The 23,828-nt window shown below is 69.5% G+C and carries 20 protein-coding genes; 4 read left to right on the top strand and 16 right to left on the bottom strand.

The genetic code is table 11. From position 1 onward, the window contains the following. Positions 1–59: 59 nt before the first annotated feature. Complete coding sequence (locus ISU10_RS03360) at positions 60–674, bottom strand: LuxR C-terminal-related transcriptional regulator (RefSeq protein WP_370864674.1); 615 nt, start codon at positions 672–674, stop codon at positions 60–62. A 305-nt stretch (positions 675–979) separates the two neighbouring features. Here ISU10_RS03360 and ISU10_RS03365 point away from each other — a divergent pair, with 305 nt between their 5' ends. After that, positions 980–1,393, top strand: coding sequence for a nuclear transport factor 2 family protein (locus ISU10_RS03365; protein ID WP_194694953.1), 414 nt, complete (start codon positions 980–982; stop codon positions 1,391–1,393). 270 nt (positions 1,394–1,663) lie between these two features. Then, positions 1,664–1,993: a hypothetical protein gene (locus ISU10_RS03370; protein ID WP_194694954.1), complete on the top strand. Its 330-nt coding sequence runs from the start codon at positions 1,664–1,666 to the stop codon at positions 1,991–1,993. Positions 1,994–1,995: 2 nt separating this feature from the next. Here ISU10_RS03370 and ISU10_RS23750 read toward each other — a convergent pair whose 3' ends face one another. The 9 genes from ISU10_RS23750 to ISU10_RS03420 all read right to left on the bottom strand — a co-directional run bounded on the left by ISU10_RS23750 (position 1,996) and on the right by ISU10_RS03420 (position 12,285). Beyond that, positions 1,996–2,892 (bottom strand): GNAT family N-acetyltransferase, encoded by an 897-nt coding sequence (locus ISU10_RS23750; RefSeq protein ID WP_370864676.1) that lies wholly within the window; start codon positions 2,890–2,892, stop codon positions 1,996–1,998. Continuing rightward, on the bottom strand, positions 2,865–3,968 hold the full coding sequence (locus ISU10_RS03380; protein ID WP_194694955.1) for a threonine aldolase family protein: 1,104 nt from the start codon (positions 3,966–3,968) through the stop codon (positions 2,865–2,867). The genes ISU10_RS23750 and ISU10_RS03380 overlap by 28 nt, the downstream gene beginning before the upstream one ends. A gap of 26 nt (positions 3,969–3,994) precedes the next feature. Next, entirely contained in the window at positions 3,995–4,630 is a 636-nt protein-coding gene (locus ISU10_RS03385) for a hypothetical protein (RefSeq protein WP_194694956.1), read from the bottom strand. A gap of 99 nt (positions 4,631–4,729) precedes the next feature. Beyond that, positions 4,730–5,503: an isocitrate lyase/PEP mutase family protein gene (locus ISU10_RS03390; protein WP_194694957.1), complete on the bottom strand. Its 774-nt coding sequence runs from the start codon at positions 5,501–5,503 to the stop codon at positions 4,730–4,732. A 17-nt stretch (positions 5,504–5,520) separates the two neighbouring features. Further along, entirely contained in the window at positions 5,521–6,537 is a 1,017-nt protein-coding gene (locus tag ISU10_RS03395; RefSeq protein ID WP_228499388.1) for a hypothetical protein, read from the bottom strand. Positions 6,538–6,831: 294 nt separating this feature from the next. Beyond that, complete coding sequence (locus ISU10_RS03405) at positions 6,832–9,819, bottom strand: bifunctional [glutamine synthetase] adenylyltransferase/[glutamine synthetase]-adenylyl-L-tyrosine phosphorylase (RefSeq protein WP_194694960.1); 2,988 nt, start codon at positions 9,817–9,819, stop codon at positions 6,832–6,834. Positions 9,820–9,834: 15 nt separating this feature from the next. Next, positions 9,835–10,554, bottom strand: coding sequence for a type 1 glutamine amidotransferase (locus tag ISU10_RS03410; protein WP_194694961.1), 720 nt, complete (start codon positions 10,552–10,554; stop codon positions 9,835–9,837). Beyond that, the gene (locus ISU10_RS03415) at positions 10,551–10,967 is read right to left on the bottom strand and encodes a hypothetical protein (RefSeq protein ID WP_194694962.1); all 417 of its coding nucleotides are present in this window, start codon (positions 10,965–10,967) and stop codon (positions 10,551–10,553) included. Before ISU10_RS03415 ends, ISU10_RS03410 begins: the two co-directional genes overlap by 4 nt. A gap of 13 nt (positions 10,968–10,980) precedes the next feature. After that, the gene (locus tag ISU10_RS03420) at positions 10,981–12,285 is read right to left on the bottom strand and encodes a glutamine synthetase family protein (protein WP_228499443.1); all 1,305 of its coding nucleotides are present in this window, start codon (positions 12,283–12,285) and stop codon (positions 10,981–10,983) included. A 104-nt stretch (positions 12,286–12,389) separates the two neighbouring features. Here ISU10_RS03420 and ISU10_RS03425 point away from each other — a divergent pair, with 104 nt between their 5' ends. Next, entirely contained in the window at positions 12,390–13,451 is a 1,062-nt protein-coding gene (locus ISU10_RS03425) for a serine hydrolase domain-containing protein (RefSeq protein ID WP_194694964.1), read from the top strand. 163 nt (positions 13,452–13,614) lie between these two features. Here ISU10_RS03425 and ISU10_RS03430 read toward each other — a convergent pair whose 3' ends face one another. After that, the gene (locus ISU10_RS03430; protein ID WP_194694965.1) at positions 13,615–14,187 is read right to left on the bottom strand and encodes a hypothetical protein; all 573 of its coding nucleotides are present in this window, start codon (positions 14,185–14,187) and stop codon (positions 13,615–13,617) included. 304 nt (positions 14,188–14,491) lie between these two features. On the opposite strand from ISU10_RS03430, the gene ISU10_RS03435 reads away from it, so the two are divergent. After that, on the top strand, positions 14,492–15,901 hold the full coding sequence (locus ISU10_RS03435; RefSeq protein WP_194694966.1) for an HNH endonuclease signature motif containing protein: 1,410 nt from the start codon (positions 14,492–14,494) through the stop codon (positions 15,899–15,901). 60 nt (positions 15,902–15,961) lie between these two features. On the opposite strand, the gene ISU10_RS03440 is transcribed toward ISU10_RS03435, so the two are convergent. The 5 genes from ISU10_RS03440 to ISU10_RS03460 all read right to left on the bottom strand — a co-directional run bounded on the left by ISU10_RS03440 (position 15,962) and on the right by ISU10_RS03460 (position 23,770). Further along, positions 15,962–17,608, bottom strand: a complete 1,647-nt coding sequence (locus ISU10_RS03440; protein WP_194694967.1) for a phytoene desaturase family protein — start codon at positions 17,606–17,608, stop codon at positions 15,962–15,964. A 12-nt stretch (positions 17,609–17,620) separates the two neighbouring features. Beyond that, entirely contained in the window at positions 17,621–18,823 is a 1,203-nt protein-coding gene (locus ISU10_RS03445) for an aminomethyl transferase family protein (protein ID WP_194694968.1), read from the bottom strand. A gap of 75 nt (positions 18,824–18,898) precedes the next feature. Next, positions 18,899–21,034 carry a PKD domain-containing protein gene (locus tag ISU10_RS03450; protein WP_194694969.1) on the bottom strand — a complete coding sequence of 712 codons (2,136 nt, stop codon included), beginning with the start codon at positions 21,032–21,034 and terminating at the stop codon, positions 18,899–18,901. 97 nt (positions 21,035–21,131) lie between these two features. Next, positions 21,132–23,369 carry a hypothetical protein gene (locus tag ISU10_RS03455; RefSeq protein WP_194694970.1) on the bottom strand — a complete coding sequence of 746 codons (2,238 nt, stop codon included), beginning with the start codon at positions 23,367–23,369 and terminating at the stop codon, positions 21,132–21,134. A gap of 38 nt (positions 23,370–23,407) precedes the next feature. After that, positions 23,408–23,770, bottom strand: a complete 363-nt coding sequence (locus ISU10_RS03460; RefSeq protein WP_194694971.1) for a hypothetical protein — start codon at positions 23,768–23,770, stop codon at positions 23,408–23,410. Between the last annotated feature and the right edge of the window lie 58 nt (positions 23,771–23,828).

A 23,828-nucleotide genomic window follows, 5' to 3' on the forward strand; every position in this document is an offset into this window, starting at 1 on the left:
CAGGCTACTGCGGACCCCACCTCCCTGCCGTCCGAGACCCTGGACGCGGCGGCAAGGCCCTATTCCTCGGAGCTGGTGTCAGGCGGGTCCTGCTCGCTGTCGTCGCGGTCGATCGGAAAGCCGTGCTGGATCGCCCACGTCACGGCCTGCTGCCGATTGCCCACACCGATCTTGCGATAGGTGGTGCGGATGTAGGTCTTGATCGAGTTGATCGAGAGGAACAGACGCTCGGCGATCTCGACGTTGCTGTAGCCCTGCACGATCAGCCGCAGCACGTTCGACTCGCGGCCGCTGAGTCCGACCTCCTGACCGAGCGGGACGGACCCGTCGAGCCGGCGCACGACGTCCGGGTCCCCGAGCCGACCGTCGAGCGAGTCACGGACGACGGCCACCAGGTCCCGGGCAGAGACTCCGAGGGAGATGGCAGCTCGTGCGCCGCGCTTGAGAGCCTCGGCTTCCAGGTCGGGCCTGAGGTCCCGCCCGACCGCGAGCACGATCGCGCCGTCCTGCTTCACCAAGACGTCGAGGTCTGCGCCGTCGCCCTCGTGCAGCGCCATCACGTCGTACAAGACGAGGTCGCCGTCGGGCTCCAGCACCACGTCCCAGGCACCCTGCGACGCGAGGATCGCCTGCAGTCCCGCGGCGACCACGCCCTGCGGCGAGACGATGCCCACGCGTGCGGACCGGCGTCCACGAAGTGGCCCTGGAGCGGTCGCAGCGGATTTCACGAACCAGAACCCTGCTGTAGCCGAGGGCGAGCAGACTTCATCCCTGCGGGTGATCTGCTACGCCTGGGTACGGTGAGGACCGCCCGACCGGTGCTGGGCGGGCGGTCCTCCGGGATGGACCCGTGGCGCCTTCGGGGCCTCGTGACCTCTCGGCCACACCGCTTCGGTAATCCCGCCGCCCACGTTGCCATCGCCTCGATGCGGGGTGGCTCACCCCGACAGGCGAGTTGGTCGCGGCTAGGGTTCGCCCGATGAGTGACCCGATGAGTGACCCGATGAATGACCCGGTGGATCGGGTGGCCGCCCAGTCCTGGCTCGATCGCTACGTCGCGGCGTGGAAGTCCTACGACCGCGACGACATCACCGCCTTGTTCGCCCCCGACGTCTCCTACCGCTACCACCCCGGCGACGAGCCGATCTTCGGCGTCGAGGCGGTCGTGGCCTCGTGGCTGGACGACGAGCCCGACCAGCCGGGCACCTATGACGCCAGCTACTCGCCGTACGCCGTCGACGGCGACCGCGTCGTCGCCACCGGGACCTCGGTCTACCAGGACCACCCCGGCGGCCCGGTCACGCGCATCTTCGACAACTGCTTCCTGATGCGGTTCGACGCATCGGGCCGCTGCACCGAGTTCACCGAGCTGTACGTCGAGCGGCCCGCCTAGCCCCCCGCTGGTTGAGGAAAGCGCGCTAGCGCCTGTCTCGAAACCAGACCACGCCGACCACCCCCCCCATGGTTTCGAGACGGTTGCTGCGCAACCTCCTCAACCAACAACAACCACCCCGGGCTGGTTGAGGAAGGCGCGTTTGCGACCACTGGGACGCCAACTGACACCAGAATCGTCTCCGTGTCCGCACGGAGACGGAAGACCGGCCGAGCGGTTCCTAGCGTCGCTACCAACGTCAACGTCAGCGACTTCGAGGAGGTTCGTCCCATGATCGAGAAGCACACGCTCGCACCTGCCTCGCCCGAGGTCGAGGTGACCATGACGGCCAGCGAGGAGGCACCAGGCATGTACGCCGTGGCGTTCAGCTGGGAGCCCGGGTCGGACGTCCCCGTCGATCACTACCGGGTCGTGCTCACCGAGCGCCCGACCCTGATCCATCCGAGCCGCGGGCACTGGGCCGAGGTCACCAACCGCAGTGGCTGGTTGAGCTGGCTGGTGCAGCCGGGCGAGAGCCTGTGGGTGACGGTCGTCGCGGTCAGCGCCAACGGCGAGCGCTCGATGGCCGCGCAGCTGGGTGTCGAGGCGTTCGCCGACTGAGCTCAGGTCTCGACGGCCGGACGCACCAGGGTCAGGGTGCGCGGTCCGGGCTCGAACCCGATCCCCCGGTAGACCCGCATCGGGACCGGGTAGCCGTCGTCGCCGCGAGGGCACACCAGCCCGGTGCTCGCACCGAGGTCGCGCGCGGCACGCAGAGCGGCGGCACTGACCGCACCAGCCAGCCCGCGCCCGCGATGCTCGGGGGCGCACCCGACCGGCTCCACCAGGGCTACACCCGTGCGGTCGTCGAGCCACACGCACACCGAGGCAACCATCTCTGCGTCGGCGGCGACCGCCACCCAGTCGAGGTCGTGACGATACGGCGGCGTGGACATCAGCCGCTCGTAGGCGCCCGTGCTGACCTTCGAGGTGGCGCTCCAGGCGAGGCGGTGACACGCGGCGCGAGCCGCTGCCTCATCCGGCTCGACGTGCCGAAGGTGGTAGCCGGGCACATCGATGACCGGCGCCAGCCCAAGGTCGAGGTAGTGGTGGGTGAACCACGGCACGTCCTCCTCGACGACGAAGCCGGCCCGGTCGAGGGTCGCCAGCACGTGCTCCTCGGTCGCCAGCGCCATGGTGCGCGAGACCGTGTCTGCGGCGCGCCCGCAGAACCAGGAGACGGCCTCCTGCCCCGCACCGGCGTCGGCCGGATCGACGCAGAGCTCCAACCAGTCGTCCGACTCCGCCCATGCCCAGGCGACCACCTCGCCGCCGCGCTCGACCAGTGCCACGGGACCGTGGCCGAGCTCCTCGGGCATGGCGTAGGCATAGCTCCAGGCGAGCTGCCCGGGATGGTGCCTGCTCTCACGGGTCCAGATCCGCGACGCGAGCTCCTGCATCCGCGGCAGTGCCTGGTCGATCGGCAGCTCGGTCAGCCGCCGATGATCTCCATCAGCCACCCGGCTACCTCCTCGGGGTCGCGCGCCGTCGCCGCGGCGTGCACCGCGACCTCGCACGATGCCAGTCCAGGCACCGGTGCCGCACGCCAGATTCCGCAGGGCTGGATCGAGGTCCGCTCCATGAACGCGATCGCCCGCTCGTTGACGGCGTCGGGGTCCGCGTCGGCGTACAGCTCGAAGGTGTTGGTGTGCGGCGGATCTGGATGCACCCGCACGCCGGACGCCACCAGCCGCTCGGCCAGCAGCCGTCCCCACGCGACGTACTCCCCCATTCGCGGCAGGTGCTCGCGCAACCCGGCCAGTGCCAAGACGGCGTAGGGAGTCAGGTGGAACAGCGTGCCGCCCATCCGCTTGCGCCATCGCCGGACCTCGCCGACGACGTCCTCGTCGGCGGCCAGCACCGCGCCGGCCAGGCCGCCCAAGCCCTTGTAGAACGACACGTAGACCGAGTCGGCCACTCCCGCGATCTCGGCGAGCGGCCGATCGTAGAAGGGCTGGCTCTCCCACAGCCGCGCGCCGTCGAGGTGTACGCGCATCCCGAGCTCGTGGGCACGGCCGGTCAGTGCGACCAGGTCCTCCCACGGCGGCAGCAGGCAGCCGGCGTCGCGCAACGGAAGCTCCAGGAGTACGGCGGCCAGCCCGGCCCCGAGCCGGTCCAGGTCCTCGATGGTGGGCAGGCTGCGCCCGGTGGACAGGTGCTCGAACCGGAACCCGTGCAGCAGCCGTGGCCCGTCGTCCTCGTGCTGGAGCAGGTGCGAGAGCTCCGGGATGCCCACGCGGGGCGATCCCGCCCGGTCGCACCAGACCCGCAGCGCCGCCTGCTGGGCCATGATCCCGCTGGGGAACATGGCCGCCGCAGGCTTGCCGAGGAGCTCGGCGACCTCCTGCTCGAGCTGGGCGACGGCGCCGCGCTCGGCGTACACGTCCCACTGGTCGATGCCGAGCTCCTCGGTGGCCCGCGCCGCCGCCATCATCGACTCGGCCGGCGTGTGCCGCGGCGTCGCGAAGACATCGCCGGTGCAGCCACGGGCGACGACTCTGAACCGCTCGAGCAGGTCTCCATCTGGGTCGCTCACCGGGTCACACTTACCAGACGAGGACGTCACCAGCCCCACACGGTGAGCTTGTCCGACTCCGCGGCGCAGTAGAAGGACCAGCCCGTGGGGAAGGAGCAGAAGATGTTCTCCGCGGTCGGGACGACGGTGCGCTGACCGAGGATCGCATGGGTCGCCTTGTCCTCCCAGCGGATCATGTACACGATCCGCAGCTGCGAACCAGCGAACCGGGGGTTCTCGAAGACGTGTCCCTGAAGGGCGTAGGACGGGTATGCCGTGGGCGTGGCCGGGTCGTAGCCGGCGACATCCACGGTCTTGACGGTGTTGGCGATAGCCGTCCAGCCGGTGGTCCAGTCGTAGCGCTGCAGCACGTAGGCGGCCCGGATCGTCTGCGGGGCCTTGCTCGCGGTCGTCCGCGCCACCGTGACGCCGTTGGTCGAGTAGGTCGGCACGGCGTACGTGCCGTTGGCGTCACGCCAGATCTTGAGCTGCGCCCGGATCATCACCTGCGGACCGGAGCCGAAGGTGTTGTTGACGTTGTAGGGACCGGGAGTACCGGACATCTCGGACGTGTAGTGGGCCGAAGCCGTCGACGCGGTGCCGAGCACTGCGGTGAGCAGCAACGCGAGGAAGCCGAGTAGGGAAGCGATGCGCGGACCGCGGGTGCGGGGTGAGAGAGACATCTTCGGGTTCTCCTGAAAAGGGACGACGTGGTTGTCCGTACCTTTGCCGAGGCTCCCGCGGACCTCTGTCAGCCCAAGAACACAGCCCCGAAACCGGTGTCAGGTCAGCATCCGCGTACCCGGAGGCACGCCTTCGTCGACTGCCTCGACCAGCTCCTGCAGAGCAGTCAGGGCGACACGCTGCGGATAGGGGCCGAATGACAAACGGGCCACCCCGAGCTGCTCGAGCCGGCTCGCCGGCGGCATGCCCGGTGCGCCGATCAGGCTGAGCCGACGCTCGCCCAGCGCGTCGACGAGGTCCTCGATCTCAGACTCCTGCAGCAGTCCGGGCACGAACACGACAGGCGCCCCGGCGTCGAGGTAGGCCCTGCAGCGGCCGATCGCCTCCTTCAGCACGTCTCGGCGGTCCTGGTCACCGGCGCGGATGAACGCGTCGGTGCGTGCGTTGAGGACGAAGTCCGGCACGCCCTCGTCCGCGGCCGCCGCGACCACGGCCTCGACGACGGCCGCCGAGTCGGTGACCGGGCGCATCCGGTCCTCGAGGTTGGCGCCGACGACCCCGAGGCCGATGGCGCGGCGGATCGTGCCGGCCGGGTCGCCGTACCCGGACTCGAGGTCGGCCGAGACGGGTACGTCGACCGCGGCCGTGATCCGCCCCACCATGTCGAGCATCAGGTCGACCGGGATCTGCTGGCCGTCGGGGTAGCCGTAGGTCGCCGCGATGCCGTGGCTGGCCGTGGCGATGGCTGCCGTCCCCTCGACGGCTGCGACCGCCCGAGCACTCGCGACGTCCCAGACGTTGACGAGGGTGAGGATCCGGTCGTCGGAGTGGAGTCCACGGAACCTGGCGGCCTGCTCGGGGGTGGTCGTCATGGACCGATCCTTGCGGATCAGCCCAACGGGGTCCGGATCGTTCCGGATCCTGTCGCTGAGCAGGTCAAGATGGTGTTCGCGCAGACAGACCTGGCCGACGAGTCCGGGGTGAGTTCGAGCGTGCGGATGACCCGGTCCGAGTCGAGGAGGGACCAGCTCACCGAGTAGACCATCCGGTAGACGGCTTCCCGGTTGGTGTACTCGAGGGGCAGGTAGAAGGAGTGCCCGGGGACGACCACCGAGGCATCCATGGCGACCCGCACCGAGGTGGTCGAGGCCCGGAACTCCTCCCAGGTGCCGGCTGCGCCCAGGCGCTGGAGCGTGTAGGTGACCTGGGCCGTCTGCGGCGCTGGGGTCGGGTATGCCTGCTTGACGTAGGTGGCGGCGCTGCTCATGGTCCGGAAGGCGCCGCTCGACGCGGCGTACTCCGAGCTGGCGATCCAGGGGGCCCGCCGCCCGTCGGGCTGGATCTGCACACCCAGCGCACCGGCGATCGGGTACCTGGCCAGGTCGGTGACCTCGACCGACCCGGCCAGCGTCGTGCAGACGACGTACGAGGTCGCGCACGTGGCGTCTTGTGCGACCCTCGGGACCGCCTCGCTGGACCCGATGAGCGAGCCGTCCTCGCGGGCCCAGGCCACGCGGTAGTGGACGCGGAAGCGACCGAGGAAGGAAGTCTCGAAGGCGGGACCCTCGATCGCCATCAGGTGAAGACGATCGAAGGTCGCCTGCCGGCGCACCTCGTCAAGGGCGAGCCAGGAGCCGTCAGCGCTGGCGCGCTCGAGCGTGTAGGTCACCGTCACGTTCTGCGCGCTGGTGCCGGCCCCGCTGAGGAGCAGGTCGCTGGTGCGGACCACCAGGCTCACCTCGCCGGTCCCACGGTCGAGTCGGTCGGTTGCCTGCATCAGGCGGAACGGCGCCGGTTCGGTCTGCGCGTCGTCGCTGTCCAGCAGCGCCCATCCGGGCGTGCCGGCGGTGGCGGTGAAAGGGGACTCGTCCGCGACTGCCTGTGCCGGCGTCGGCGCGAGGACCACACCGCCCAGCAGCGTCGAGGCGGCCAGGACGCAGCGGGCAGCACGCTTCCTGAGGGCCCCGGTCGATCGGCTGGTCGATCGGCTGGTCGATCGGCTGGTCGATCGGCTGGTCGATCGGCTGGTCGATCGGCTGGTCGATCGGCTGGTCGATCGGCTGGTCGATGGGCTGGTCGATGAGCTGGGTCGCATCGGGGTCTCCTCGGTGGGCGCGCGATGTGCGGGTCGATGCGCACACGCTCCCGGGCAGGGCCGGGGTGACTCCGTCTGGCCGGCGACACAGTCGTCGAAGTGGTGTCACTCCCAGAAGACGCGGTCGACCACTGCCCGGGCCCGCCGGGTGGTGCGGAGGTAGTCGTTGACCATCGCGTCGCTGCCTCCGGGCGAGTAGCCCAGCACCGCAGCCATCGCCTGCTTGATGCGAGGGTCGCGTGGCAGCTGGTCGCTGCCCTTGCCCTGCACCAGGGTGATCGCGTTGCGAAACCGGCTGACCGTGCGCCACGAGTGCACCAGTACCTGGGCGTCGTCGGCTGCCAGGAGGCCCGCCTCCGCGGCGGCGGCGAGGCCGTCGAGGGTGCGGGGCGTGCGCAGCCCGGGCACGGAGCCGGCGTGCCGCATCTGCAGCAGCTGGACCGTCCACTCGATGTCGGCGAGTCCGCCGCGGCCGAGCTTGAGATGGGTGTTGGGGTCCGCGCCGCGAGGGAGCCGCTCGCGGTCGATGCGCGCCTTGACCCGACGTACTTCGGCAACGTCGGCCTCGGTGATGCCATCGGCCGGGAAGCGCAACGGGTCGATCAGCTCGGTGAACCGGCGCCGCAGGTCCTCGTCGCCGACGACGGCGTCGGCACGCAGCAGCGCCTGGAACTCCCAGACCTTGGACCACTTCGAGTAGTAGGCGGCATAGGAGTCGAGCGTCCGCACGAGCGGGCCTTGCTTGCCCTCGGGCCGCAGGTCGGCGTCGACCTCCAGCGGTGGGTCGGTCATGGGCAGGGCGAGCAGGCGCCGGAGCTCGTTGGCGACCGCCTGGGCGTAGGTCGAGGCGACGTGCTGGTCGGCGCCCGGCGCGGGCTCGTGGACGAACATCACGTCGGCGTCGCTGCCGTAGGACAGCTCGAAGCCGCCGTAGCGTCCCATCGCCACGATCGCGATCGACGTCGGTGCCGAAGCGAGGCGCTGCTGCGCGCGTACGGACCGGCCAGCCGTCTCGAGGGTCGCCTCGAGGGTCGCGTCGGTCAGCCGGGACAGGCCTGCACCCACGTCCGCGACGTCGATCTCGCCGAACAGGTCACCGGCCGCCAGCCGGAGCAGCTCGCGGCGGCGTACGGCCCGGATCGATCGCACCGCCTCCACCGGGTCGTCCTGCCGGCCCGCCGACGCGGTCATCTCGAACATCAGCTGGACGACGTCGTGGGGGCTCAGGTCCTCGCCGAGCATCCGCACGCCCTGCGGCTCGCGCTCGATCAGCGTGGTGGCGAACCGCGAGGTGGCCAGCACCCGGGCCAAGCGCTCGGCGACGTGCCCCTCGTCGCGCAGGGTGCCGAGGTACCACGGTGTGGAGCCCAGCGACTCGCTGAGCCGGCGGAACCCGAAGAGCCCGGCATCGGGGTCGGGCGAGTCGGCGAACCAGCCGAGCATCGCCGGCATCAAGGCCCGCTGGATGCCGGCCGTACGGCTGACCCCGCTCGTGAGTGCCTCCAGGTGGCGCAGCGCCGCCTTGGGGTCGGCGAACCCGATCGCCGCGAGCCGTTCGGCCGCTGCCTGGGACGACAGCTCTGAGTCGTCGCCGACGACGGTGCCCGACATCCGGGCGACCGCGGTGAGCAGCGGGCGGTAGAAGAGCTTCTCGTGCAGGCGTCGCACCTCGAGTCGCCAGCCCTGCCAGGCGTCCTCGAGTGCCGCCTGGGAGTCCTTGACGAAGCCCATGCCACGCGCGATGCGCCGCAGCGACACCTCATCAGTAGGTACGACGTGGGTCCGGCGCAGCTGGAAGAGCTGGATGCGGTGCTCGAGGGTGCGCAAGAACGCGTAGGCCTGGTGCATCTCCTCGCCGTCGACCCGACCGACGTACCCACCTGCGGTCAAGGCCGCAAGAGCACTGAGGGTTGCCGGCGCCCGCACCGACTCGTCGCCACCGCCGTGAACGAGCTGGAGCAGCTGCACGGCGAACTCGACGTCGCGCAGCCCGCCCGCGCCCAGCTTGAGCTGCCGCTCGGCCTCGCGCGCCGGGATCGTCTCGACCACCCGACGGCGCATGGCCTGCACGTCGGCCACGAAGCCGTCACGACCCGCGACTCCCCAGACCATCGGGGAGACCAGCTCCACGAACTCCCGCCCGAGCCGAAGATCACCGGCTATGGGTCTGGCCTTGAGCAGCGCCTGGAACTCCCACGTCTTGGCCCACCGCTCGTAGTAGGACCGCATCCCGGCCATGGTGCGCACGAGCGGTCCGGCCTTGCCCTCGGGTCGCAGCGCGGCGTCGACCGGCCAGATGGTGCCCTCGGACGTGTGGTCGGAGCAGGCGCGCATCAGGTGACTGGCCAGCTGGGTGGCGACGCGGGCCGCCGCCGGCTCCGAGGCGCCGTCGACCGGTTCATGCACGAAGATCACGTCGACGTCGGAGACGTAGTTGAGCTCGTGACCGCCGCACTTCCCCATCGCGATGACGGCCAGCCGCACCGATGCGGCCTCCTCCCCGACAGTTGCTCTCGCGATGGCGAGCCCCGCCTCGAGAGTCGCCGCGGCGAGGTCGGACAGCTCGGCCGCCACGTCGTCGACCCCCACGTGGTGGGCCAGGTCGCGAGCCGCCAGTGGGACCAGGATCCGGCGGTGAGCGATCCGCATGGCATCGAGTGCGGCCACTCTCGACAGCGTCGAGACGGGAGCCTCGTCGAGCGGGTCGGCGCCGACGGCGGAGAGCATCGCCGCCCTGACGGCGTAGGCCGCGGGTCGCGTGCTGCCGAGCGTCGGATCGGTGAGGTCGCGCCAGTGGTCCGGATGCCGCACGAGGTGGTCGGTCAGCGCCTGGCTGGCGCCCAGCACGCACAGCAGTCGCATCGCCGTGCCCTCGTCGTCGACGACGGCGTCGAGCAGCGCCATCCGGTCCTCGACGGCGTCGGCGAGCCGCAGCAGCCCGGTGAGCGCCAGGTCAGGGTCGGCGGTGCGACCGAGCAGCGCCACCAGGGGCTCGGCATGGTCGCCCAGCAGGGCCAGGCCCGCCAGCGTGCGCTCGGAGTCCACGAAACCCTGACGCAGCAGGTCGCTGCGACTCGTCGCAGCCCTGGTCATGACGAGTCGAGGCAGCTAGACACGGTGGTGTTCTGTCACCTCGACGAAGCGCTCCGCCAAGGGTCGCCAGGCGGCCTCGAGCTCGTCGCGCGCGGAGTCGATCTCGTCGAGCACAGCCTCGGCGTCGAGGCCCTGGGCCAGGTGCAGCTCGCGGTCGTCCTTCGCCCAGGGGCGGATCAGCTCGGCGTCGACCTCCGGATGGTGCTGGACGCCCCAGACGGTCGGCGCGAAGCGCGCGGCCTGCACCTCGACGCCTTCTGCGCTGGCCAGCACGACTGCCCCCTCCGGCAGCGAGGTGACGATGTCGTCGTGCCAGTGCACGCCCCGGCGCGGCGTGGCCACCGTCGACATCAGCGGGTCGAGGTGGGCATCGGGCGTCCAGCCGAGGTTGCGCAGCCCGAACGTCTGGCCGCGCGAGTTCACCTCGACGGTCCCGCCGAGCGCGACCGCGGCGAGCTGGTGACCGAGGCAGATCCCGAGCACCGGCACGCCGTCCTCGGCGTGTTGGCGAATGCGCTCGCGCACCGGCGCCAGCCACGGGCTGGTGGCGTCGTCGTTGGCGCCCATCGAACCGCCCAGGACGACGAGCGCGTCGTACGTCGAGGGGTCGGGCAGCTCGTCACCGGCGTAGGGGTGGCATACCGACACGCTCGCTCCGGCATCGGCCAACCAGGTGCCGACGAGGTGGGGCGGGCAGGTGGCCTCGTGCTGGATCACGGCGATCCGTGCGGTCATCGCAACAGGTCCTTCTTGAGCATGAAAGCGGCAGTGAGGGTGAACAGTCCCGCCACCGCGATGACGATGCCGAACACGGTCGTCAGCAGCGGCAGGGAGGCCAGCAGCGCGAAGGCACCCGCGAGGATGCTGAACAGTCGGGCGCTGACGACCTGGTCCTTCAACCGCCGACGAGCCGAGCGCGCGGTGAACAGGACGACCAGGCCCGGCAGCAGGAGGAACACGAAGGCCACCTGCAGAGCCTCGAACCGCGTCCGGTCGCCGTCGCCGTCCCACGAGGACACCACGAAGACCACGCCGTAGACCACGACCAGCGCCGCGACCACCTGCACGACCATCAACCCGACGTTGAGCTGGCGCTCCATCGGGCTGCGAGGTGGGGCCTTGTCATCCACGGGATTGGTCTGGCTCATCGGGCTCACCGGCTCACAGGACCGGAAGCATCCGGTCGCGCTCGAAGGCGGACACCTGGGTGCGGTACTCCTCCCACTCCGCCCGCTTGTTGCGCAGGAAGAAGTCGAAGACGTGCTCGCCGAGGGTCTCGGCCAGCAGCTCGCTGCGCTCGGCGATGCCGATGGCGTCGTACAGGCTCTTGGGCAGTGGCGCGATGCCGAGACTGGTGCGCTCGCGCTCGGTCAGGCTCCACACGTCGTCCTCGGCCTCGCGCGGCAGGTCGTAGCCCTCGGCGATGCCCTTCATACCGGCGGCGAGGATCACGGCGTAGGCGAGGTAAGGGTTGGCCGCGGCGTCGACGCTGCGTACCTCGATGCGGGTCGACTGGCCCTTGTTGGGCTTGTACATCGGCACGCGCACCATGGCCGAGCGGTTGTTGTGGCCCCAGCAGATGTACGACGGCGCCTCCCCGCCGCCGAGCAGCCGCTTGTAGCTGTTGACCCACTGGTTGGTCACGCAGGTGATCTCGCTGGCGTGGGTGAGGATCCCGGCGATGAACTGCTGACCGGTCTTGGACAGCTGGTACTGGGACCCGGCCTCGAAGAACGCGTTGCGGTCGCCCTCGAACAGCGAGACGTGGGTGTGCATGGCCGAACCTGGGTGCTGGGTGAACGGCTTGGGCATGAACGAGGCCCAGATGCCCTGGCTCAGCGCGACCTCACGGATGACCGTGCGGAAGGTCATGATGTTGTCGGCGGTGCTCAGCGCGTCGGCGTACCTCAGGTCGATCTCCTGCTGGCCGGGGCCGCCCTCGTGGTGGCTGAACTCCACGGAGATCCCCATCGCCTCCAGCATGGTGATGGCCTCGCGCCGGAAGTCGGCGCCCATCGACTGGGCCGTGTGGTCGAAGTAGCCGCTGCGGTCCACCGGAGTCGGCTCGACACCGGTCTGCGGGGTGTCCTTGAAGAGGTAGAACTCGATCTCGGGGTGGGTGTAGAACGTGAACCCCTGGTCGGCCGCCTTGGTCAGGGTGCGCTTGAGGACGTAGCGCGGGTCGGCGTAGGACGCGGACCCGTCGGGCATCACGATGTCGCAGAACATCCGCGCCGTGCTCGGCCCCTCGCCGCGCCACGGCAGGATCTGGAAGGTCGACGGGTCGGGCTTGGCCAGCATGTCGGCCTCGTAGACCCGGGCGAAGCCCTCGATCGCCGAGCCGTCGAAGCCGATGCCCTCGTCGAAGGCTCCCTCGAGCTCGGCCGGCGCGTCCGCCACCGACTTGAGGAAGCCGAGCACGTCGGTGAACCACAGCCGCACGAACCTGACGTCGCGCTCCTCCAGCGCCCGGAGCACGAAGTCTTCCTGCTTGCCCATGCGCACAGCGTATTGCCGCTGGTAGAGGAGGTCGCGCAGCGACCGTCTCGAAACCGTCTAGGTTGTCGGCCATGACTGTCGCCGCCGTCCTCGACGAGCTGGTCGAGACCGGCCAGGAGGCGGGCGGCGCGGTGGCCGTGGTCCGCGACGGTGTCGTCGAGGTCGACCACGTCGCGGGGACGTCTGACGGCGTCGAGCCCTGGCACGCTGACACCTTGGTGATGACCTACTCGGTGGCCAAGCCGTTCGCGGCCCTGGCACTGCTGGACGCCGTGGCCGAGGGCGCGGTCGACCTGGACCAGAGAGTTGCGTCGGTGTGGCCGGAGTACGCCGCCGAGGGCAAAGGGGCGACGACCGTGCGTCACCTGCTTGCGCATCAAGCAGGGCTGCCGGCCTTCCCGTCTGAGGCGGCGCACGTGCACTACGCCGACCGCGAGGCCCTGGTCGGCCTGCTCGCTGCTGCCGCGCCGGTCCACCGACCCGGCGACGGTGTCGCGGAGCACGCGCTGACCTATGGCCACCTGCTCGACGAGGTGCTGCGCCGGACTGCCGGCGAGGCACTCGACGTCCGCTTCGCGCGCATCGCCGACGACGCCGGTTGGGACCTGCACCTGAGCGTCCCCGAGACCGCCCTGCACCGGGTGGCCCTGCTCGAGGAGCCCGCCGGCACCTGGCGCTCCGGGTATCTCTCCGATCCGCGCTGGGGACCAGCCCTGGGCCGACCGCCCGGACTACTCGACCTCGAGGTGCTCAATTCCGACGACTTCCGACGTACGCCGTTCCCCGCCGTCGCCCTGCACGCCCAGGCGCTCTCGCTGGCCAGGTTCTACGACGACGTGCGGCGGCCGGAAGGCCTGGTGGCGACTCGTCTCGGGCACGACCTGTGGCGCGCCTACGTCGAGCCTGCGGCGACCGGCCACGACCTCGTGCTCGACCGGCAGGTCACCTGGACCCTCGGGTTCCAGATCGACGATGAGGACGGGCATGTCGAGGTCGGCATGGGCGGGGCGGGCGGCTGCTCGGCCTGGACCGAGCCCGCCGCCCGCTATGGTGCCGCCTTCGTCACGCGACGGCTCGGCAGCCACGACCGCGGCGAGAAGGTCTGGCAGGCGATCGTCGGCGCCGCTGGTTGAGGAGGTTGCCCTGGCAGTCGATCGTCGGCGCCGCTGGTTGAGGAGGTTGCCCTGGCAAGCGATCGTCGGCGCCACTGGTTGAGGAGGTTGCCCTGGCAAGCGATCGTCGGCGCCGCTGGTTGAGGAGGTTGCCCTGGCAACCGTCTCGAAACCCGGCGGTCGACTAGCTCTCCATGCAGGGCATCACGTCCTGGGTGCCGACCACGCCGTGTGGGCTCGCGACGACGGGCCGCAGCCAGTCCTGGGTGACGGCGGCCCAGGCGATAGTGCCCGCCACCTTGCCGCCGTACCCCTCGACCTGCACCTTGCGCACCCTGACCTTCATCGTCGCAGCGTCTTGGTCGGTGCCCGCCCAGCAGGCGCTGGCCCTCTTCGCAGTCCGTGCGGTGGCGAAGTCGACCCGGTCCCACGTGTCTTGGCCCTTGTAGCGCAGCGCGACATTGGTGACGTACCCGGTAGCGCCCTCCCAGGGCGCGCGCACGGTGATGCTGAGGCCATCGGTGCGGTCCTTCGGTACGACGAACCTGACGGTCCCGTCCTTGACCACCTTTGGCTTGGCCGACCAGTCGTCGGTGGAGCCGAGCACGAAGCTCGCCACCCCGACCTCGCAGCCCTCACACGAGGGGAACTTCAAGGTGAGCAACGTGGTGGTCACTTGGGCGGAGTCGGCGGCGATCGGGGGCGCGGCGTGCGCCGGCGCCCCAGCAACGGCGGACAAGGAGATGGCGGCGGTCACGAGAGCGAGCGTTCTGTTCACGCGCCTGGGACGCCGCCCCGGTCCCCTTGGTTGTGGCGCCGGACCCAGGGATCCCTGAACCGGTGGCATCACGTCGAGTCCCACGCCCGCTGGCTGAGGTGTGAGCGACCCGTCGTCTGCTGGTTGAGGAGGTCGCGCTAGCGACCGTCTCGAAACCAGCAGAGGAGGTTCTGCTGGTTGAGGAGGTCGCGCTAGCGACCGTCTCGAAACCAGCCGACACCAATTCGTCGGGAATCTGGCTCAACACCTGGGGATCCAGCCCGTTTCCGGGGGTCGAGTGTCGGTGCCCGATGATGTGCTTGACACCCCCAACGAGGTGCTCGCACTGGCCCGCACCAACGAGACCGAGATCCGCCAACGCGAACTACTCCGCCTGCGCCTGGCCTACCACTGGGCGATCCTGCACCCCGCCACCACCCAGACCGGCACCCAAGGCCCCGACGGCGCCATCCTCACCCTGCTGGAGAAACCCGACTCGTTGGGCGGGGACGGCACCCCCGCCGTCGCAGCCTTCACCCACGAAACCCTCGCCGCCGCCCTCGACCTGACCCCGGCCGCGGCGGCAGGGCTGATCGGCGATGCCCTGGACCTGCACCACCGCCTCCCCATCCTCCTCAAACGGGTCGAAGCACTCCAGGTGCCGACCTGGCAGGCCCGCCGCGTCGCGGTCCAAACCCGCCACCTGCCCCTCGATGGCGCCCGCTGGGTCGACACCCAGCTCGCCACCCGCACCGACGGCGCCATCGGACCCCTCATCACCGACCGGCTCGTCGCCCACGCCGCCGCCAACCTCGACCCCCAAACCACCCAATCTGAGGAAGAGCAAGCCCAGGCCTCCTGGGGACTGGAGGTCTCCCACCCCGCCCCGACCGACTACACCGGCACCAGCCACCTCACCATCTCCGGAGACACCCCCACCCTCAAGGACTTCCACACCCTGGTCGCCACCCTCGCCCACCACCTCCACCAGAGCGGCGACACCAGCCCCCTCGGAGTCCGCAAGATCACCGCCATCCGCATCATCACCCACCTCGCGGCGGGGGTTCTGACCGGACACCGGCCCCACGACCAGGCCGGCCAGGCCGACCTCGCCACCATGGCCACCATGGCCACCGTGGCCACCCTGGCCGGGCTGCACCCCGAAGACCTCGAACGACTCTCGAAGGCCGTCACCCGCCACGGCAGCAAGATCAAGCTCATCGTCCACCTCGACTCCGACGACCTCGAGATCGCCACCACTCCGGACGGCGGAACCGAGACCGCCCTGGCCACCGGCAGGATCGAACGCCTCGGCGCCGCCACCATCGCCCGCCTCCGCGCCTGGGTCGGCCACACCGCCGTCCAGATCCTGCCCGTCCTCAACATGGCCCGCCGCGACGCCGTCGACTCCCACGACCCACCCACCTGGATGCGCGAACTGGTCATCCTGCGCGACCAGACCTGCATCTTCCCCCGCTGCAGCATCGACGCCCGCACCTGCGACCTCGACCACCCCGTCCCCTACAAGCCACTCGAGGAAGGCGGACCACCCGGCCAAACCCACCCCGAGAACCTCGCACCACTCTGCCGACGCCACCACCGCGCCAAAACCGCCGGCACCTGGCGCTACCACGCCATGCCCGAGGGCTACCACGCGCACGGACCCCACAACACCCACTACCTCCGCACCCCACGCGGCAGCAAGCGCATCTGAAGCGGCATCAGGTCACAGGTCACCCAGACGGTCGGCCTCTCGTTGCGCTGACCGGGTTGGTCAGCCGCGCTGCTCCTGGTCGCGCAGGATCCGCTGGCTCGCGAACCGCCCCGGCGAGCCGATGACACAGCCGCCCGGGTGGGTGCCGGAGCCGCACTGGTAGTAGCCGTCGATCGGGGTGGCGTACTGGCTGTAACCAGGGGCGGGACGGAAGAAGTACATCTGCGGCGCCAGGAACTCACCGGCGAAGATGTTGCCCTCGGTGAGCCCGGTCTTGGCCTCGATGTCGGTCGGCAGCACGACCTCGCGCTGCAGCACCAGCTTGCCGAATCCCGGGAAGTGCTCCTCCAGCACCGCCTGCGCCTTATCGGCCCAGTTCTCGCGCTCGGTCTCCCAGTCCACAGGGCCATGGGGACCCTTGAGCTGGTAGGGCGCGTGCTGGACGAAGCAGGACAGCACGTGCTTGCCGGGTGGTGCCATGTCGGGGTCGATGACCGACTGCAGGGCCCCATCGATGAACGGGCGGTCGGAGTACCAGCCGTACTTCGCCGCGTCGTACGCGCGCTCGAGGTACTCCATCGTGGGACCGATGTTGAGGAAGCCGCCGAACGGCGCGGCCCCCTTCAGGCCAGGGAACTCCGGCATGCCGTCGAGGGCGAAGTTCACCTTCGAGGACGTGCCGCGGTAACGGGTGCGCCGGACGTTGTCGACCAGGTCGTCGGGCAGCTCACGCGGGTCGACCAGGTCGAGGAAGGTGCGCCGCGCATCGAGCGCCGAGACGACGATGGGGGCCGTGAGCTCGGTGCCGTCTGCCAGCACCACGCCGATCGCCTTGCCGTCGCGGGTCAGCACGTGGTCGACATGGGCGTTGAGCTCGATCTCGGCGCCGAATGACTGCGCCGCGCGAGCCAGCACCTGGGTGAACCCGCCGTTGCCGCCCTTGTGGAACGACCACGAGCCGAGGTGACCGTCGTGCTCGCCCATCTTGTGGTAGAGCAGCACCAGTCCGGAGCCACCGGCCATCGGGCCGATGCGGTTGCCGATGCTGGACGACGAGGCGAGGTAGCCCTTGAGGGGCTCGTACTCGAAGTAGTCGTCGAGCAGGTCAGCCGCGCTGCCCGTCAACATCCGCACGGTGTCGTGCATCGTCTTGCGGTCGACGCTGCCGAGGTGCTTGAGGAGCCAGGCGATGTCGGCCTGGTCGTCGGGGTCCCTGCCCGTGTTACCGCCGAAGATGTTGGGCGGGGGGTTGTCGAAGAGCGGCTGGATGGTCTCGATGACCTTGTCGAGGTCGTGGTTGTAGCGGCCGTAGGCGTCGGCGTCGCGAGGCGAGTGGCGGCGGATCATCTCGACGTTCTGGTCGTCATCGTCGCCGAAGAGCAGGTAGTCGCCATCGCCGGTCGGGTGGAAGTCGCCCGGCATCATCAGCGGCATGAAGCCGTGCTGCACCAGGTTGAGCTCGTGGACGATCTCGGGCCGCAACAGGCTCAGCGCGTAGGAGAACGTCGTGAAGTTGAACCCCGGCCGCAGCTCCTCGGTGATCGCCGCGCCACCGACCAGGTGCCGCTGCTCGAGGACCAGGACGCGCAGTCCGGCCTTCGAGAGGTAGGCCGCGTTGGTCAGGCCGTTGTGTCCGCCGCCGACCACGATGGCGTCGTACGACGTCCCGGTGCGGCCGTTCGTCGAGGTCGCGGTCGTCTCGCTCATGCCCATGCTCATCTACTTGGCCGTCTTTCGTGCGGGGTTGAAGAAGGGCATCGAGGTCGTCTCCACGGCGACCATGTGGGTGCTGTGGTGCAGCGTGGTCTCCATGTGCAGCGTGGTGCCGGCGGTCGCCAGCTCGGGCCGGACCCGGGCGATGCCGATATGACGCTGGAGCACGGGCGAGTAGCAGAAGCTGGTGACGTAGCCGACCTGCGTGTCGTCCTCGGTGCGCAGCCACTGCTCCCAGCCGAGCGCCTGCTCGTCGAAGGTCGGCAGCTCGCCGTTGTCGCGGTGCAGCCGGTTCCAGGCCTGCCAGTCGACCACGATGCCCGTGGTCGCCCAGCGTGACGTGCCGTCGACCAGCTCGCGGCGGATCGCCTCGCTGCCGATGAAGCGCCGGCTGCCGTCGCGCACGCCCTTGAGCATCCAGCCCTGACCGAGCTCCTTGGGCGTCACGCGGTCGTGGTCGGTCCAGGCGGTGCGGCTGTCGTGCCACTCCACGCCCGTGAGCGGCAGTCCCGCCTCGATGCGCAGCGTCATCAGCGCTTCCTCGCCGAAGGGCCGCATCAGGTGGGGGGCGCCCGCCTCGAGGACGGCGTCGAGGACCGTCAGCGCGTCGGCGGCGGCCACCATCAGCTCGAAGCCGAGGTCGCCGGTGAAGCCGGTGCGCGACACGGTCACCGGCACCGAGGCGAGTTTGCCCTCGGCCTGGCCGAAGTAGGGCAGCTCGGTGACCTCGGGCACCAAGCCGGCCAGCACGTCGCGCGAGCGCAGCCCCTGCACGGCCAGCATCGCGTAGTCGTCGGTGACATCCTCGACGACGACGCGACGGCCGTGCTCGTGAGAAGTGAGCCAGCTCAGCAACGGTCGCGCGGCGGTCATCAGCAGTTCGTTGTCGCTCTGCATGAAGACGACGCCGTCCTCCATCACGAACCCGCGGTCATCGCACCACAGCGTGTACGCCGCACGTCCGGGCCGCAGGACGGACAGGTCGCGCACCACGACGCCGGACAGGAAGTCGAGCGCCTCCGGCCCGGTGATGCGGTACTTGAAGAGCGGCGAGGTGTCGAAGATGCCCACCGCGTTGCGCACGGCGAAGTACTCGTGCTTGGGGGCGTGCGAGAAGCGCAGCGCGGACAGGTAGCCCGACCAGTGGGTGTAGAGCTGCTGGTCGTTGAGCTCGGTCAGGCGCTCGTGGAAGGGAGTCGTCCGGATCATGGTGTGCCCGATCCTGCCTCATGTTTGACTCGCTGTTCAATAGGATCGCCCAAACTGACTCACAGATCAGTAGTTCTAGCCCACCCTGACCGCCAGCGTCTTGACGGCCTTGCGCCCCATGGCGTCCGTGACGGTGACCTCGACCTGGTAGGTGCCCGGGTTGGTCCACGCCTTGGTCGCGGTGTAGCCCGAGACAGCGGGGGCGTACGAGGGCACCTGCTGCCCGTCGTACCAGGTCACGCAGCCCGTTATCCCCGCGCAACCCTCGCGCTGGAACCGCCACTTGTAGGTCAACGTCCCCTGCGCACCACCCGGCGCGAACGAGCCACCGGTGAACTTCACGATCAGCCCCGGCGACGGCGCCGTCGTGCTGACCTGCACGTCGCCGGTCGCTGGACGCGGCACCTCCAGCCGGGCGACCTTCGGCAGACCGTTGCTGTCCATGTACCTCAGCTCGTCGCTCTCCTCGCAGGTCCCGTCCACCAGGCAGGTACTGCGGTCCGAGCCCATCAATCCCGGGGGCATCGAGAAGAACGAGTAGTGGCCGTCCTCGTGGGGCATCAACCACGCGAGCCGGGGCTGGAGGTCGTGGTTGGTGTACTGGATGTCAAGCGAGTGCACCTCCGGACCCACGTTGGCGTCGAACCAACGCCCGATGGCCCAGCGCCCACTGACGCGCGTCCAGCTCGGTGTCCAGCGGTCCGCGACGACCCTGGCCAGATCGAGGGTGGAGGTCTGGGTCCCGTGGCTGCCGTCCAGGTCCCTGACCAGGAAGCGAGGGTCGGCGGCGTGCGCCGCCTTGACGGGCCAGGAAGCGGGATTGGGCGCGAGGGCATCCAAGAGCTCGAGTCGCACGGCGTTCAGGTTGCCGTTCAGTGCGGAGGGCACGACCACCCAGTCACGGAAGTCCGGCTTGGTGTCCCGGGCGTAGACCACCTGGCCGGCGATGCGCCCGGGAAGCTCCTCCTGCGCGGCCAGGAAGAAGGAGGCATCGATGAGCGTCGTGACCGCGGTGATGATGGTGTCGGCGAGCAGTCCCGCACTGCTGAGCAAGATCTTGTTCGCGAGCTTGATCATGCGGGCCTGGTACTTGCCCAGGTCCTCGAGGACCTGCGTGACGCCGAGCGACGTGCGGTTCAGCACGTCGTCGTCGACGCTGCCCTGGAAGAAGGTCAGCATGTGGCTGTCCTTGATGGCAGCCTCCGCACCATCGTCGATGCCCGTCTGGAACAACTCCTGCACGGCGTCCTGCAGCTTGAACTCGGGGAGGTCGAACGCCTCCTCGTAGCTGAGGCCGTCCGCGGCATCAGCGATGTCGTCCGCCAAGACGGCCATGGCGTCCTCTTCGGCCTTGTAGGTCTCGACGAGCCACCTCGCCAGGTCCTGACGGCTCCGCAGGTCCTCGCGTAGATGCCAGGCGACACTCCCGAGGCGCGACGAGGTCAGCAGCATCTGAGCTCCATCGAGTGACAGCCGTTGGTTCCGCGCCTCGTCGTAGGCCCTGACGCGGGCGGCTCCCCACACCGCGAAGTCCTCCACGGGGACGAAGGGCTCACAGCTGAAGCCGTTGGTGCACGGCAGGTTGCAGGACTGGATCTTGCTGGGGTCGTAGTCGTTGAGATAGCCCGCCGGCGGCCGGTAGACGCAATAGCCACCGGTGGAGGTCGACCGGGTCGGGCCGTCCATGTCCCGAGGCGTCTGGGAGAAGAAGTCGGTCAGCGCGGCCTTCGAGGCTCCGTCACGCACCATGGCCCAGTACCTCTCGACATCGAGACCCGCCCACCTCGCGTACTCCTCCCCCTCCTGAAGGATTGCTTTCCGGGCGCGCGCCATCATGCGCTCGCCGAGCCAGGACATCGCCTGGTTCTCGTCAGCCGTCCGCTCGGCGGGCCGCGTCTGCGCGGCCTTGAGGATGCGCTTGTGGAGCATCCCGGTGACGTCGTCTCTCGCCCAGGCGTGCACGTACGGCGCATCGGAGGCGGGGAGCTGGTAGAGGAACAAGGTGGCCCTGACCGCATCCGCCTCCAGGTTCCGGAACGCCGTGGCCTGCGCGGGAGTCATCGACGCGTAGGCCTCAGGCTTGAGCAGGGTGGCCGACCCGGGCTCGGGATCGACGAGATAGCTCACGCAGTCCGTGAGACCCTCCGAGCCCAGCGTGCAGTACTCATCCGCCGCCAGAGCCGATGCCTGGCCCGCGGGGACCAGTGCCACCAGCGAGGACGTCAGGAGCGCTGTGCCAGCAATGACCGCTATTCGGAGGAGGACAGCGACACGAGCCACTCTCTGAACCATCGACTGCAACATCCGACTAGCCCCCTACTTCCATGGCGATCGTGTTGACGGCCTTGCGGCCCATGGCATCGGTCACGGTCACCTCGACCTGGTAGGTGCCCGGCTCGGTCCAGGCACGGCTGGCCGTGAACCCCGAGACTGCGGGGTCGTACAACCGCACCTGACGGCCGTCGTACCAGGTCACGCAGCCGGTGATCCCTGCACACCCCTCACGCTGGAAGCGCCACCTGTAGGTCAACATTCCCTGCGCGCCACCCGGTGCGAACGAGCCACCGGCGAACGTCACCGCCAGCCCCGGCGAGGGCGCCGTCGTGCTGACCTGCACGTCGCCGGTCGCCGGACGGGGCACCTCCAGCCGGGCGATCTTCGGCAGACCCGCGCCGTCCAGGTACCTCAGCTCGTCGCTCTCCCAGCAGGTCCCGTCCTCCTTGCAGGTCTCCCGGTTGAAGCCCGCACGCTCGGTTGCCATCACGAAGAAGGAGTAGCGGCCGTCCGCATGAGGCACCAGGTACGCGACCTCGGGCTGTAGGTCGTGACTGGTGTACCTCAGCTCGAGCCCCTGCGTGTCCACGCCCACCACCGGGTCGATCCACTTCTCCACCGCCCAGCGTCCGGAGACCCGGAGCGTGACGGGGGTCCACACGTCCTCGAAGTTCCGTCCGAGACCCAGTGAGGATGACTGGGAGCGCGAGCTGCCGTCCAGGTCTCGGATCAGGAACTGGGGGTCCAACGCCGCCGGCGGCCGGATCGGCCTCGCTGCCGGCGTCGGTGCAACCGCATCCATGAACTCGAAGAGCACCAGGTGCCGCATCCCCAGAGCCGTCCAGCGCTCGGCATCGTGCTTGAAGTCCCGCGCGTACACCACGTGTGCGGCTATCTGACCGGGCCGCTTGATGGCGGCATCGAGGTTCATCGACGCCTGGACCAGCGCGTCCAGGTTGAACAGCAAGATGTCGGCCGACCAGCCGGTGACCGCTCCGGCCAGCTTCTGCGCATAGCTCGCAACGACCTTGAACAGGCCGACGCCCTTCGTGGCCAGGTTGTCGAGAAGTGTGTCGATGACCTTGGTGGTGACGGCCCGCACGACCTTGCTGACCGCATAGGACTCGCCCTTGGTGGCGTCCAGGGTGGGAAGGGCCATCGCCGACTCGATGATCATGCGCACCTGCGAGAGGGGCGCCTTGGCGGCCGACCTGATGGCGCGCTGGAGCGCTGAGACGAAGTCGTAGTCCATACCCTGGTAGGCCTTGTAGATCTGTGCCTCAGTCGCTGTGATCCCCTCCCTCATGGAGACCATGAACTCCCGCCGCCCGTTGAGGCGCCTGACGATCTCACCGAAGTGGTCGGTGTTCTGGGCGGTCTTCATGGCCCACAGGTCGACAGCCAGGCCCCCGGCCTCCGCTGCGCCCATCACGACCTCGCCCATGCGCACCGTGAAGTCGGGGTCGTCCATCTTGGTGTAGGCATCCGCTCGGGCGGCGCCCCAGGCCACGAACTGTTCGACGGTCGGCTCCGGCGCACAGCTGAAGCCGCTCTGGCACGGAGCGTGGCAGATCTGCAGTGTGTCCGGGTTGTAGTCGGTGAAGCCCGCTGGGGGACGGTAGATGCAGTACCCACCGGTCGAGGTCGCGGGCGTTGCTCCGTTCATGTCCACCGGACGTTGGGCGAGGAACTCGGTCAGGGCTGAGACGGATGCGCCCCCGTGCACCAAGTCCCAGTAGTGCTCGACGTCCAGGCCGGCCCACCGCGCGTACTCCTCGCCTTCTTGGTAACGCGCTGCCCGCATGCGCTTGGCCACCTGGTCCCCGATCCACGCGGCCACCAGTCTTTCGTCCGGAGTGCGCTCCCAGGGAAGGGTGTCGACTGCCTTGAAGACCAGCTTCCGCAACACACCCAAGGTGGCCTGGCGTGCCCACGCACTCACGTAGCGCGCGTCGTCCGCGGGGAGCTGGTAGAGCTCCATCGTCAGGCTGACCGCCTGGTCCTCCAGGCGCCGGAACAGCATCGCCTGCTCGGGGGACATCGTGGCGTAGGCCTGCGGGGTCAGCAGCGTGGAGGACCCGGGCTCAGTCTCGGCCGACGGTTCCACGCAGTCGGACAGACCATCGGCGCCGAGGGTGCACCACTCATCGACCGCTTGCGCAGGAGCCTGAGCGACGGGAACCAGAGCCAGCGACGACAGCACCATGAGCGCTGCCCCGACAGCAAGAGCACACCGGCGAACGATGGTCGCCACGACCATCTGCTCACTCATCCTGGTGATCACCACTGCCCCCTCGACCGAGCGTCCGCTCAGTCCTCGCAGTCGAAGTAGTCGTGGTAGGCGTGCACGACTCCGGGCTGGCCGGTGCCCAGCGCCGCCATCGCGCAGATCTGGACGGCGACCGGGCACGCCGGGTAGTTCAGCCGCTGGGTCACGAGGTACACGCCGTAGACCGTGAGGTTCAGCTTCGCGCAGGTGGCCTCGGCAGCCGCGAAGGACTCCGCGGCCGCGCCGGTGTCGGTCTGGCTCAGCTGGATGTCGATGCGTCCTGACACGACCGTGACGGTCGTCTCGGCCGGACCCTCGGCACTGGAACCCGGCTGAGGGCCCAGCGCCAGCACACCAGCGGCGATGGCGATCGCGGACAGCCCGCGTCGAGCACGCTTGTTCATCGTCGTTGCTCCCTTTTGTCTTCGTTGTCCGGCGATGGGTCCAGGCTCGTGGCCCATC

Source organism: Nocardioides agariphilus (assembly GCF_015352445.1).
Classification (GTDB): Bacteria; Actinomycetota; Actinomycetes; order Propionibacteriales; family Nocardioidaceae; genus Nocardioides; species Nocardioides agariphilus.

What these genes read in the sequence shown, in the direction of transcription:
- ISU10_RS03365 (WP_194694953.1), top strand. Translation starts at nt 980, where the DNA reads ATGAGTGACCCGATGAGTGACCCGATGAATGACCCGGTGGATCGGGTG.
- ISU10_RS03370 (WP_194694954.1), top strand. Translation starts at nt 1,664, where the DNA reads ATGATCGAGAAGCACACGCTCGCACCTGCCTCGCCCGAGGTCGAGGTG.
- ISU10_RS03385 (WP_194694956.1), bottom strand. Translation starts at nt 4,630, where the DNA reads ATGTCTCTCTCACCCCGCACCCGCGGTCCGCGCATCGCTTCCCTACTC.
- ISU10_RS03390 (WP_194694957.1), bottom strand. Translation starts at nt 5,503, where the DNA reads ATGACGACCACCCCCGAGCAGGCCGCCAGGTTCCGTGGACTCCACTCC.
- ISU10_RS03405 (WP_194694960.1), bottom strand. Translation starts at nt 9,819, where the DNA reads ATGACCAGGGCTGCGACGAGTCGCAGCGACCTGCTGCGTCAGGGTTTC.
- ISU10_RS03410 (WP_194694961.1), bottom strand. Translation starts at nt 10,554, where the DNA reads ATGACCGCACGGATCGCCGTGATCCAGCACGAGGCCACCTGCCCGCCC.
- ISU10_RS03415 (WP_194694962.1), bottom strand. Translation starts at nt 10,967, where the DNA reads ATGAGCCAGACCAATCCCGTGGATGACAAGGCCCCACCTCGCAGCCCG.
- ISU10_RS03425 (WP_194694964.1), top strand. Translation starts at nt 12,390, where the DNA reads ATGACTGTCGCCGCCGTCCTCGACGAGCTGGTCGAGACCGGCCAGGAG.
- ISU10_RS03440 (WP_194694967.1), bottom strand. Translation starts at nt 17,608, where the DNA reads ATGAGCGAGACGACCGCGACCTCGACGAACGGCCGCACCGGGACGTCG.
- ISU10_RS03445 (WP_194694968.1), bottom strand. Translation starts at nt 18,823, where the DNA reads ATGATCCGGACGACTCCCTTCCACGAGCGCCTGACCGAGCTCAACGAC.
- ISU10_RS03455 (WP_194694970.1), bottom strand. Translation starts at nt 23,369, where the DNA reads ATGAGTGAGCAGATGGTCGTGGCGACCATCGTTCGCCGGTGTGCTCTT.
- ISU10_RS03460 (WP_194694971.1), bottom strand. Translation starts at nt 23,770, where the DNA reads ATGAACAAGCGTGCTCGACGCGGGCTGTCCGCGATCGCCATCGCCGCT.